Source organism: Rhodococcus sp. Q1 (assembly GCF_004153645.1).
In the GTDB taxonomy this organism is placed as follows: domain Bacteria; phylum Actinomycetota; class Actinomycetes; order Mycobacteriales; family Mycobacteriaceae; genus Rhodococcus; species Rhodococcus gordoniae.
In genome coordinates, this window is the sequence record NZ_SDMJ01000006.1 from 1 (window position 1) to 12,892 (window position 12,892).

At 68.0% G+C, this 12,892-nt stretch carries 8 protein-coding genes; 1 reads left to right on the plus strand and 7 read right to left on the minus strand.

Annotation, left to right across the window (positions count from 1 at the left end; all coding sequences use genetic code 11):
• The 7 genes from EQ874_RS17665 to EQ874_RS17700 form a co-directional block, all read right to left on the minus strand.
• Positions 1–881 (minus strand): cbb3-type cytochrome c oxidase subunit I (locus tag EQ874_RS17665; protein WP_207213575.1); only part of this gene is annotated, 881 nt, incomplete at its 3' end.
• Positions 882–1,303: 422 nt separating this feature from the next.
• Positions 1,304–2,287 (minus strand): TauD/TfdA family dioxygenase, encoded by a 984-nt coding sequence (locus tag EQ874_RS17675; RefSeq protein ID WP_129977600.1) that lies wholly within the window; start codon positions 2,285–2,287, stop codon positions 1,304–1,306.
• 136 nt (positions 2,288–2,423) lie between these two features.
• Positions 2,424–3,149 (minus strand): hypothetical protein, encoded by a 726-nt coding sequence (locus tag EQ874_RS17680; protein WP_129977601.1) that lies wholly within the window; start codon positions 3,147–3,149, stop codon positions 2,424–2,426.
• 145 nt (positions 3,150–3,294) lie between these two features.
• The gene (locus EQ874_RS17685) at positions 3,295–3,807 is read right to left on the minus strand and encodes a hypothetical protein (protein WP_064063153.1); all 513 of its coding nucleotides are present in this window, start codon (positions 3,805–3,807) and stop codon (positions 3,295–3,297) included.
• Positions 3,804–4,661, minus strand: a complete 858-nt coding sequence (locus EQ874_RS17690; protein WP_064063152.1) for a ParA family protein — start codon at positions 4,659–4,661, stop codon at positions 3,804–3,806. Before EQ874_RS17690 ends, EQ874_RS17685 begins: the two co-directional genes overlap by 4 nt.
• 96 nt (positions 4,662–4,757) lie before the next feature.
• Positions 4,758–5,183 carry a hypothetical protein gene (locus EQ874_RS17695; protein ID WP_242496796.1) on the minus strand — a complete coding sequence of 142 codons (426 nt, stop codon included), beginning with the start codon at positions 5,181–5,183 and terminating at the stop codon, positions 4,758–4,760.
• 185 nt (positions 5,184–5,368) lie between these two features.
• Positions 5,369–6,565 (minus strand): hypothetical protein, encoded by a 1,197-nt coding sequence (locus EQ874_RS17700; protein ID WP_242496797.1) that lies wholly within the window; start codon positions 6,563–6,565, stop codon positions 5,369–5,371.
• Positions 6,566–7,383: 818 nt separating this feature from the next.
• Between EQ874_RS17700 and EQ874_RS17705 the strand changes: the two genes are divergently transcribed.
• The gene (locus tag EQ874_RS17705) at positions 7,384–12,861 is read left to right on the plus strand and encodes a carboxyl transferase domain-containing protein (protein WP_129977701.1); all 5,478 of its coding nucleotides are present in this window, start codon (positions 7,384–7,386) and stop codon (positions 12,859–12,861) included.
• The last annotated feature ends 31 nt before the right edge of the window (positions 12,862–12,892 follow it).

The window sequence follows — 12,892 nt, forward strand, 5'->3', positions numbered from 1 at the left end:
ACCAGGCCGCTGTATCCGAAGATCGGCTTGCGGGAGAAGACCGGGAAGATCTCCGAGACGATGCCGAAGAACGGCAGTGCGATGATGTACACCTCGGGGTGACCGAAGAACCAGAACAAGTGTTGGTAGAGGAGCACGCCGCCGGTGGCGGGGTCGTAGATGTTGCCACCGATCACGCGGTCGACGAAAGCCCCCATGAACGCCGCGGCGAGGAGGGGGAAGACGAGGAGCACGAGGATCATCGTGATGAAGATGTTCCACGTGAAGATGGGCATGCGGAACATGGTCATCCCCGGTGCACGCATACAGACCACGGTGGTGATCATGTTGACGCCGCCGAGGATGGTGCCCAGACCCATCACCGCCAGACCCAGGAACCACAGGTTGCCGCCGATACCGGGTGAGTGGATCTCGTCGGCGAGCGGCATGTAGGACGTCCAGCCGAAGTCCGCGGCACCACCGGGAGTGATGAACCCGAATGCCACGGTGAGCGCGCCGAACAGGTACAGCCAATAGCTGAAGGCGTTCAGGCGCGGGAAGGCGACGTCGGGAGCGCCGATCTGCAGCGGCAGGATGTAGTTCGCGAAACCGAAGACGACCGGCGTCGCATACATCAGCAGCATGATGCCGCCGTGGTTGGTGAACAGCTGGTTGTACTGCTCGTTCGACAGGAACTGCAGGCCGGGGACCGCGAGCTCCGCGCGCATCAACAGGGCGAGCAGACCACCGAACAGGAAGAACGCGAACGATGTGAAGATGTACATCAGTCCGAGCTTCTTCGGGTCCGTCGTGGTGATCAGGTCGTGAAGGACCGCCCCCTTGGAGTGCGCTCGCGGCGGATACGGCCGCGTGGGCTTGACGGGAGCGACAACCGCGTTCATCGGGCCTCCTCGAGCCGCCGTGCGGCGGCAACGGTGCGGCGCGGACGGGATCGGCGCGCGCGACGATCACCACCCGCGATGCTGCAGGTGCACCCAGAGTATGCGTTCCGTCACACATACGCACCGGGTTCGCGGACGGAAGTGCGACTCGGATATCCGCACGGGAACGGACCGCCGGAACTCCTCCCGTGTCCGGACGAGAACGTGTTCTACCACGTGATCGTCGTCGACGTCGCGAGTCCCGAGTGGCGGGCACTCGTCGACGGCGCCGGCCCGCTCGAGCCGTACCGGGAAAAGGGGCCGACCGATCCGTTCATGCCGATCTTCACCTCGACGACGCGACACAGCCGGCGCGAGGGGCGCGACACGGTCGTGGACGCGGGATGCTTCGCGCTCCGACGACCGTGTCGCGTTCCGGTGGCTCAGCGCTCGCCGAAACCGGGCAACCGCGACGGCTCCTCCACCACGGAGTACTCGCGCGCGTCGCCCTGCACGACCCGAGCCTGCGTGCCGTCGACGCCGACGGGGATGTCGCCGGCGAGAGTGATGCGCTGCAGCCGCCGGGTGTGGTCGCCGAAATCGGCGATGCCGTAGTGCTGTGTGGCACGGTTGTCCCAGATCGCGACATCGCCACTCTCCCACGACCACCGGAAGGTGTTCTCCAACTTCGTGATCCGGCTCTGGAGGAGCTGGAACAGCGCCGCGGTCTCCGACGGCTTCAGGCCGACGAACTCCTTCACGAAGTGACCGAGCAGCAGGGTGCGCTCACCGGTTTCCGGATGAATCCGCACGACCGGGTGGATCGTCTCGTAGGTGGTGCGGCGGAACTCGTCCTGATAGAGACGGCGTTCCTCGGTCAGTGCCGGATCCGAACTGCCCACGTCGAGCTTCTCGGCGTAGTCGTAGAGGTTGGTGTGCAGGGCCCACAGGTTGTCGACGAGCGCTTTCAATGCGCCCGGCAACTGCTCGTAGGCGGCGGTCGTGGACGCCCACGTCGTCGCACCACCGTACGGCGGCAGGGTCACCGCACGCAGGATCGACGCCTTCGGAATGCGGTCGACGAAGCTGACATCGGTGTGCCAGCTGTTGGCGGCACCCTCGATGGGCAACAACCGCGTGCCCTTCGAATGGACCGTGGGGTGCGACTGGGTCTGTGTTCCGAGCAGACCCGCGAAGGCCCACTGCTCCTCGTCGCCGAGATGATGCTGACCGCGGAAGACGATCGCCTTGTGCACGGCGAGCGCGTAGCGGACGGCCTCGACCGTCTCGGGCGACAACGACCCGGACAAGCGCACTCCGTCGATGCGAGCACCGATGTGCTGCCCCAGCCGGGTGACCGCGATACCCCCGGCCGCATAGACGGATTCGGCGGTGGTCGTGTCGCGATCGAGTTCGGTGATGGTCATGCGATCTCCCCTTCGGTGAGCTGAACCGGGCGTCGTGTACTGCGCCGGACCAGTTCACCGCCATCCGTCGTCCGAGTCGACGGTTGTGGTCACCGAGATCGAAACGAATCGCCCCCGTTGCCGGGAGCGCGCACTCTCACTTGAGGACCTCGCTGCGCCAGAAGGTGTCTCCGTCGGGCAGCGTCTCGTGGTCGTCGAAGAAGGCGACGAGCGCCCGTGCCGCGGCCGTGGCGTCGGGGAAGCGACGCCCCTCCATCGGCCCCCGGGTGATCTCGAGCGTCCCCGACGCCGGATCGACGCGCCCCTGGACGCGGTAACCCCCGATGTCGGCCACCACCGCGAGCCGCCCGTCGTCGGCCTCGGGTTCCGCGACCGCCGGTGCGGCCGGACGTTCCACGCGGGCGCCCGTTTCGGGCGCGGGCGCCGGGTCGTGCCCGGGATCCCTGGTCTTCGCGAGACCGAGCAGATCCCAGTGATCGCGACCGTGAAGGACGTTGCTGCGCTGGATCGGATGGCTACCGGTGGGTGTCCGGCCGGGACGGTCGGCGAGCCAGAGAGCGACCTCCTCCTCGATTCCCGCTTCGATATCGTCCGCGTCCACCACGAAGAACTCGGGTGCGGGAGGCGCGAGGTCGACGAACACCCAGTGCGACACCCCGGAGCCGTCGGCGGCGGGAACTCCGTCCCGGCGTCGCGCGAGCCACGGATCGCTCGCCGTCGAGCACACCCGCACCACTCGTTCGGAGCCGTCCGTCCCGCGCACGCGGACGTCCCGTTGCCCGGAAATCGGCTCGGCCCGGCCGCCGCGCGCCGATACCTCGGCGACGAAGGCCGTGACTCCCTGTCGGACGATGTCCCCCATGTAGGCTCCTCTTCTCGGTGCGCACATCGAGCGGTCGAGCGAGATCCGCGACTCGATGCACCCACGTCCTGCGGTCTCTGTCGAGACCGGAGGTCTCGACCGACCATACGTGGCTATGAACAGAACAAGAACCGTCTGTGACCTGTCACCGGAACACATCACCCTTCGTGGTGAGCGCCTTGACCCGTTCGACGACGCGGTCCTGGAGTTTGGACGGCGTGCGCCAACGCATCGCGAGCTTGTCGTAGTCCATGGCGTGCTCGGCGATGATGTCCTTGAGCTGCTCGACGCCGAGGGACGACAGCCTCTCCCGCAGAATCGCCTCTCCGTTCTCGCGGTACACCGCGAACGGATCGAATGCTCCGGGTGCACGCCGACTGCGGCGTGCGGGCGTCCTGGCTGCAGCGGCAGGAGCAGCAAGGGCGGGAACAGACACCGGGACCGCCGCGTCGGTGGTGACCGAGAGCGCCGTTGCCAGCGCCTTCGCGAAGCGCGGCGTGCGCGCCGCCTCGTCGGCGATCACCTGCACGAGGGCGACCAGTGCGCCCGCTGTTCCGGGGGCCGTCTCGTCGAGGCGGAGCAGCGCCGAACTCGCCTCGCCGATGCGCACCCGCAGACGCGCCTGTGCCATGTCGGTATCGGTGCCGGGATTCGTCACAGGTACACCTGCGCATTCATCATGATCGTCTCGGTGAGGATACGCAGGGCATCGTACTGGCCGGTGTTGCCGTACTTGCGCTTGAGCGTGCCGTAGGGCACGTACTCGGCGGACGCCGCGATCTGGTTGGCTTCGGGCACCCAGGCGGGAACGACGTTCGCGATGCGATCGTCGCGCTGGAGTTGTTCGATGATGGTGCGGTGCAGATTCGACGCACTGCGATATTTCGTGATGACGAGACCGATCTCCCGCACCGAGTGCCCGGTCCGCTTCGCAAGCTCCCGAATCTTGTTCTGCAACTGTGGAATTCCATAGGTGGACAGGATGTCGGGGATCGTGGGGATCAGATACCCGTCGGCGAGACGCAACCCGTTGAGCGTGAGGATGCCGAGATTCGGCGGACAGTCGACGAGGATGTAGTCGTATCGATCGGCGATGGGCCGCACTGCCGACAGCAGGATCTCGACGGGACGATGCGAGCCGGGATCGGCGTACTGCTGATGGGTGAGACCTTCCTGGATGTCCATGAGGTCCAGGGACGACGCGAGCAGGTCGAGATCACGCACCGTACGCACGGGCGAGACACCACGCTGGACGGCCTTCTCGATGTCGAACTCGTCGGCATCGGGATCGATCGCCTTCCGGAAGAGCGTCGCGAGGGTCCGCCCGAGTTCGTTCAGTTCCTGCCAACGCTCCTCCCCCACCATCATCGTGGTGAGGTTGGTCTGCGGGTCGAGGTCGATCAGGAGCACTCGCTGCCCGAACTCCGCCGCCATGAACTCGCCGAGCGCTGCTGTCGTCGTGGTCTTGCCGACGCCACCTTTCAGGTTGATCGTCGCGATTACCCGTGCCACCCCACACCTCTTCGGGAAAGTAAAGTCTTCACTCGTTGTTGCGAGAAAAACTACCCGAGAGCGGACATACAGGGCAGCCGGGTGCCGCCTACCGGATCAGCGCCCCCTGGACTCGACGGCGAGACGAGGAATTCCGGCGAGCGCATCGGGCGTGACGCTCGAATCGGAGGTCCCGAAGCCGCTCAGGTACAGCGACGGCTCGCGGTCGACGACCGCGCGCACGACCTGCTCCTGCGAGACGAAGACGATCAACCCTTCGGCATCGGCCCCCGGCAGGTTGCGCCAGGTCACGCCCGGCGTGTGCATCATCCGGTTGAGCTCGCTCATGAGCACCGGCACCCGGAAGTAGTACATCCGGTCCCACGACTCGATGCCCGCGGCGGCCGTGATCTCCCCGAGCGTGCGGGTCTGCCCCGAGACGAGGACGGATTCGAACTCGGCCTCGAGCCTCGGGTCGTCGACGACCGACACACTCGTCGACCCCGAACATCCCGAGACACTCAGCGCCACAGCGACAGCCAACGCAGAACCTGTACGCACGAACCGCGACGCCACCGCGCCCCCTTGTGGATCGACCCCCGACCGGACCCGAGGAAGCTACCACCGGTTCGGACAAATACACCAGTGAGGCGGGTCACGTCCCGCGACTTCGGGTATCCGCCCCGACCTGCAGCCGAATCGGTGTGAGCGGTGACAGTGACTCCGGGTCACTCCTTCCCGGTGAGCTCCGCGATGTCCGTTCGCAGGGCACTGCGGAGGGCGACCATCGACCCGGCCGCCGCCCCGAGCTGGTCGACCACGAAATCGGTGTTCTCCGCAGATAACTCGCGCACACCCGACCTTCCGATCAGATCGTCGATCCGCTCGTCGAGATTCGCGGTGCGCTGCGCGATGTGCGCGAGGTGCAGGTGGTCCTCGGCCCGCGTGAGGAGGTCTCCGATACGCGCAAGGGCTGTGACGCGCGCGAGAATCTGATCCCATACCGGCGCGAGCGCGGCCACCCGCGATTCGAGCCCGGAACGCGCTTCCGGCGCCGATCGGACGGCGGCCCGCAGCTCGTCGAGCAGATCGCGCAGGGCGACGGTGTCCACCGCGATCTGGGTGAGTTCCTCGGCGAGATCGAGCTGGGCTCGTTGAACCTCGAAATAATCCGAACGCCACGCCGCCGAGGCCTCGATGCGGTCGTACAGCGACCCGGCGAGGAACAGCAGAGTGTCGTAGCGGTCGACGAAGCGATCGTCGCCGGCGGGTCTCTCCTGCCCGAGCCGTTCGGCCACGCGGCGTCCGGCCTCGGCCAGCGGGGTGTGCTCGGACCAGCGGCTCACACGATCGACAGCGACACCGAGCACCATTTCGCGCGCCTGCTCCACCGGAGCGACCGGCAGGGGTGCGGGGGTGCGCTGCAGGGCGGCGAACAGCGCTTCGCGTTGCTCGATCTCGAGGTGCAGTCCGTCGCGCCGGTCGCGGCGCACGGCGCGGACCCCCTGGGCGTAGTGCAACGGCGAGTGCACGACGGTCTGCCGCGCCATCCGGATGCGCTTGCCGAGTTCGTTGGCCCGGTACTCGAGCGCGAGCCGCGCGGCGCCGGGCCGCTGACCGGCGATGCGCGCGCGGATACGAGCGTGGTCGTCGGAGAGACGGCGCAGTTCCCCGAAGCCGTCGAGCGCGGGCAGGCGGCGTCCGGCCCGCCGGCGGTTCGCCACTATCGCGCGTGCAGATTCGTCGAGGTGGCCGGCGGCCAGCGCGACGGCTGCGGCATCCGACAGCGGCGCGTGCCGGCCCTCGATGCTGCCGCTCTCGCACCATCGGCGGACCTGCCCGGCGATCCGGGCGCGCCGGTCCACCGGCGTGCCGTCGTGGTCCGGCGCGTCGTCGCGGTCGGGGATGTGGGGTCGATCGGGCACGGATCCTCCTCGCGGGCTCGTCCGCCGTACACGCTCCTGCGACTCGGGTCGCAGGCGCACACTTCCACTGTTCCAGATTCCGCAAGGACTCGGAGGGATGCCCGGAACCGGCCCGGAACCCGGACCGCCGACGCTCCCGATTCGGGGCATCGCCACGCGCGTCCCGGTTCGGTTGAAAGCTGCACGTTTTCGCATCTCGTGACGGATGTCACAGGACTTCCGGCCGAGTGCGGCACGATGTGCCCGGCCCCGGATCGCAGACCGGTTCAGGGCACCCGAAAAACTCTGCGTACCAGCGCAAACGAGGAGTCGTTCGAGGCGGGCCACGAACGGTCCCGCAAGTTACCGATGGGTGTTACTGCACAGTACCGGCCGCGCCCTCACGCGCGATGCCCCCTCCCGCGCCCCGCTCCCGACCGAAAGTCCCTGCGCCCGAGAGGCAGTGGGAGACTGCGGCCGAGGAGGCGCAGCGAGACCTCCCACCGGGAGGCGAAACGTGACAAACCCTCATGTTTCCTCCATGCTGTTATCCGAACGGAGCCTTCGCCCTGGGGGACGTGACCGCCGCAACCGGTGGCCGTAGCTGCGAAGATCTGTTCGAAACGGTCCTTCGGACACCGCGGATGCTGCCCGGTGGATCGACGACGAACACGCATGCCCATGCCAACCACGAGGAGCCGACCGCTACATGTTCCCGCTCGCGCCGCCAACACGAGACGTGGAACGTAGGACCGGTTAGTTTGTCCTCCTCATTGGGGTGGAGCTTCGAGACGCGCGCCCGATGCGTGCACAAACCATGGAGAACGGTGGCAACGAGTATGTTCAAGCGGATCGCAGTGGTCAATCGCGGTGAGGCGGCCGTACGCCTCATCCGGGCAGTCCGGGAGCTCAACTCCGAGCACGGCTACGACATCAGGACGATCGCTCTGCACACCGACGCCGAACGACGGGCGATGTTCGTCCGTCAGGCCGACGAAGGAGTGACCCTCCGCCCGTCGACCACGGCGGCGACCCCCTACCTCGATCACACCGAACTCGAGCGCGCTCTGCTCGAGGCGAAAGCCGACGCCGTCTGGGTCGGCTGGGGCTTCGTCGCCGAGGACCCTGCCTTCGCCGAGCTCTGCGCCCGCCTCGGCATCACCTTCATCGGCCCCTCGGCCGACGCCATGCGTCTGCTCGGCGACAAGGTCGAGGCGAAGATCCTCGCCGAGAAGGTCGGCGTTCCCGTCGCACCGTGGTCCGGGGGACCGGTCGAGTCCCGCGCCGACGCCCGCCGCCACGCGCAGGCCATCGGCTATCCGCTGATCATCAAGGCCCGCTCCGGCGGCGGCGGCCGCGGCATCCGCAAGGTCTATGCGGAGGACGAGCTCGAACTCGCCCTCGAACGCACCCAGGGTGAGGCCGAGCGTTCCTTCGGTGACCCCGTCGTGTTCATCGAGCGTCTCGTCACCGACGCGCGCCACGTCGAGGTCCAGGTCATCGCCGACAAGCACGGCAACGTGTGGGCCCCGGGGGTGCGCGACTGCTCGATCCAGCGCAAGAACCAGAAGGTCATCGAGGAGTCGGCCTCTCCCCTGCTCACCAAGGAGCAGTCGGACCACCTGCGCGCGGTCTCCGCGGATCTCGTCCGCGCGGCCGGATACGCCGGTGCCGGCACCGTCGAGTACCTCTACCAGCCCGACCTGAAGATCTTCACCTTCCTCGAGGTCAACACCCGCCTCCAGGTCGAGCACCCCATCACCGAGGCCACGACCGGCATCGACCTCGTCAAGCTGCAGATCCTCGTCGCCTCCGGCGAGAAGCTGCCCGGCGAGTGCCCCGGCGAGTTCGGGCACGCCGTCGAAGCCCGTCTGAACGCCGAGGACGCTGCCAACGGCTTCGCACCCGCTCCCGGCACCGTGCAGTTGCTCAAGTTCCCGCTCGGGTCCGGCCTGCGCGTCGATACCGGCATCGCCCAGGGCGACGTCATCCCGCCCGACTACGACTCGATGGTCGCCAAGATCATCGCGTGGGGCCGCGACCGTGACGAGGCGCTCGCCCGCCTGCGCACCGCTCTGCGCGAGACCACCGTCGTCCTCGACGGCGGCACGACGACCAAGTCGTTCCTGCTCGATCTGCTCGATCGCCCCGAGGTGATCGACGCCTCCGCCGACACCGGCTGGCTCGACCGCACCGGCGCCGGCACCGAGACCGGACCGTCCAAGGTCGCCGACGTCGCACTCATCGCGACCGCTGTCGACGTCTACGACACCGACGAGGCCCGCGAACGCGCCGCCTTCCTCGCCTCCGCCCGCGGTGGCCGCCCGCGCGCCGGCCACACCGTCGGACGCAAGGTCGAACTGAGCTACCAGGGACAGGCCTACGAACTCGTCGTCGGACAGGTCGGTCCGCACCGCTACCGGGTCGACACCGGCACCTCCGAGTTCGACGTCGACGTCGAGCGGCTCGGCGCCTACGAGTCGCGTCTGACCGTCGGCGGCCACCGCCACAACGTGGTGTCGATCGCCGGTCCCGCCCACTTCCTCGTCGAGGTCGACGGCATCAGCCACCAGATCAGCCAGGACGAGGCCGGTGTGGTGCGCACACCCGCCCCCGCCGTGGTGGTCGCGGTCCCCGTCGCCGTCGGTGACGAGGTCGAGGCCGGTCAGACCCTCGTCGTGCTCGAGTCGATGAAGATGGAGACCGCGGTCCGCGCCCCCTTCGCCGGGAAGGTCCGCGAAATCCTGGCCGTCGTCAACGCCCAGGTCGACGCGGGTGCACCGCTCCTGCGGGTCGACCAGATCGTCGAGGAGGTCGTCACCGAAGCCGTCGAGCGGGTGGAGTTCGCCGCACCGGCGCCCTCGCTGAGCGACGACGTCGCCGCCGACGCCCTTGCCCGCCTCGACTCGCTGGCCGCGCTGGTCACCGGATACGACGTGTCCGCCAAGCGCACCGCGGCCCTGATCGCCGACTACGAGCAGCTCTCCGGCGCCGTCGACTCGTGCGATATCGTCCGCGCCGAACTGGCGCTGCTCACGACGTTCGCCGACGTGTGCGAACTGTCGCGCAACCGCCCGACCGAGGACGAGAAGAACAGCGACGATCGGGTGCACAGCCCCCGCGAGTTCTTCCACGGTTACCTGCAGTCGCTCGACGTCGAGGTCGGAGGGCTGCCCGACAGCTTCCGTGCTCGCCTCGCACGGGCCCTGCGGCACTACGACGTCCTCGAACTCGATCGCACCCCGGATCTCGAGGAGGCCGTCTACCGGCTGTTCCTCGCACTCGAGCGCATCGAAGCCCATGTTCCCGTGGTCACTGCGCTGCTCGACCGCTGGATCGAACGCGACGACACCGAGGTGGGCATCTCCCACGAACTCAACGAGGTCCTCGACCGTCTGATCGTCGCGACCCAGGTCCGGTTCCCCGTCATCGGTGACACCGCCCGCAACCTGCGATACCGCTACTTCGAGGAACCCGTGATCCGCAAGGCCCGCGAGCAGGTCTACGACGGGGTCCGCGGTTCGCTCGCGTACCTGGCCGAGCATGCGCAGGCGGCGGACTACGCGCAGCGCATCGAGTCGCTGGTCGCTACCCCCGAGCCGCTGATCGACCTTCTCGCACAGCAGATCACGCGTCCCGAGACCGTTCCGGGTCCGTTGCTCGAGGTCATCACCCGACGGGCGTACAAGATCCGCACCCTCGAGGACGTCTGCTCGTGCACGGTCGCCGGGCACCAGTTCGTCACCGGCAACTTCGATCTGCGCGGCACCCGTCTGTACCTGATCTCCGCGGAGGCACCGCACGCCGAGTTCGCCTCGCTGCTCGCCGCCGTCGAGGAGTCGGCGGCATCGGTTCCCGACACGAAGAACCTGGTGATCGACCTGTATCTCGCGTGGGACGACGCTCCGGCCGATGCCGACGCCCAGGCGGACGCGCTGCGCACCGAACTCGCCGCCCGCACGGTGACGGGTGCGGCCCGACGCGTGACCGTGACCGTCTGCCACACCGACACCGCCGAAGAGCACGTGTTCACCTTCCGCCCCTACGAGACCGGATACGCGGAGGAGACCAACATCCGCGACATCCACCCGCTCACGGGTCAGCGTCTGGATCTGTGGCGTCTGAAGAACTTCGACGGCACCCGCCTGCCCGCCAATCCGGACACCTACCTGTATCACCTGGTGTCGCAGGACAATCCGTCCGACGAGCGATTCATCGCGCTGGCCGAGGTGCGCGACCTGACGCCACAGCGCGACGAGACCGGCAGGATCGTCGGACTTCCGGCCTTCGAACGCGCACTGGCCGGTTCGCTCGACGGCATGCGCCGCGCCCAGGCGAACCGCGGTGGGCGACGTCTCGACGCGAACCGCGTGGTGCTCTACGTGTGGCCCGTCGTCGATCTCGACATGGAGGACCTGCGCCGCATCGGCAACAACGCCGCGCCGCTGACCGTGGGTGCCGGCCTGGAGGAGATCACCGTCATCGGTTCGTGGCGCGAGCGCCACGACGAGCCGGTACGTGAGGTCGCTCTGCGCTTCTCGTACCGGTCCGGCGCCGGCGTCATCGTGCGGGTCACCGAGCCTCCGAAGGAGCCGCTGCAGCCGCTCGACGAGTACACCCAGAAGGTGCAGCGCTCGCGCGCCCGCGGCACCGTCTACCCGTACGAGCTGATCCCGCTGCTCACCGGCGGCGACGGCAGCTTCGTCGAATACGATTTCGACGAGCAGGGCGCACTCGTGCCGGTGGACCGCCCCTACGGCCGTAACACCGCCGGTCTGATCGTCGGCGTCGTCGACACCCCCACCCCGCGCTATCCCGAGGGCATGAAGCGCGTCGCGTTGTTCGGTGATCCCACCAAGGCGCTGGGCACCGTCGCGGAAGCGGAATGTTCCCGCGTGGTCGCCGCGATCGATCTCGCCGAAAGCCTCGGCGCCCCCGTCGAGTGGTTCGCCCTGTCGTCCGGCGCGACGATCTCGATGGGTTCGGGCACCGAGAACATGGACTGGGTGTCGCGCGGTCTGCGTCGCATCATCACGTTCACGCAGGACGGCGGCGAGATCAACGTCGTGGTCACCGGCATCAACGTCGGCGCGCAGCCGTACTGGAACGCCGAGGCGACGATGCTCATGCACACCAAGGGCATCCTCGTCATGACTCCGGACAGTGCCATGGTGCTCACCGGCAAGCAGTCGCTCGACTACTCGGGTGGCGTCTCCGCCGAGGACAACTTCGGTATCGGCGGATACGACCGCGTCATGGGCCCCAACGGCCAGGCGCAGTACTGGGCCCCCAACCTCAGCGCTGCCATCGAGACGCTGTTCGCGCACTACGCCCACGCCTACGTCGCACCGGGCGAGCGCTTCCCGCGCAAGGCCGTGTCCGCCGACCCGGTGGACCGGAACGTGTGCGTGTACCCGCACGTGCATCCGTCCAGCGATTTCACCACCGTCGGCGACATCTTCTCGTCCGAGACCAACCCGGATCGCAAGAAGCCGTTCGACATCCGCACGGTGATGCGCTCCGTGGTCGACCAGGACCACGCGGTGCTCGAACGGTGGGCCGACATGGCCGACGCCGACACCTCGGTCGTGTTCGACGCGCATCTCGGCGGTATCCCCGTCAGCGTCATCGGTATCGAGTCCCGCGCGATCCCGCGCAAGGGCTGGTTCCCCGCCGACGGACCGGATCAGTGGACGTCGGGCACGCTGTTCCCGAAGTCGTCGAAGAAGACGGCGCGGGCGATCAACGCCGCGAGCGGCAATCGTCCGCTCGTGGTGCTCGCCAACCTGTCGGGCTTCGACGGCTCCCCCGAGTCGCTGCGCAACCTGCAGCTCGAGTACGGCGCCGAGATCGGCCGGGCCATCGTCAACTTCGACGGTCCGATCGTGTTCGTCGTGGTCTCCCGCTACCACGGTGGTGCTTTCGTGGTGTTCTCGGGCGCACTGAACGAGAACATGGAAGTCCTCGCCGTGGAGGGTTCGTTCGCCTCCGTGCTCGGTGGCGCTCCCGCGGCAGCGGTCGTCTTCACCCGCGACGTCAACAAGCGCACCGCGAGCGATCCGCGGGTCGTGGAACTCGAAGCCCAGCTACGGGCCGCGGAGGACGGCGACAAGGCGCGTCTGGGTGTCGAACTCACCGCGCTGCGTACCGCGGTCCGGTCGGAGAAGCTCGGTGAGGTGGCGGCCGAGTTCGAGGCGATCCACAACATCCAGCGCGCGCAGCAGGTCGGGTCCGTGGACGCGATCGTGCCGGCGGTCGAGCTGCGGCCGCAGATCATCGCGGCCGTCGAGCGCGGCATGGCACGCACGCTCGCGTAACCCACGCAGACGGATCGAGACCCCACCGGGA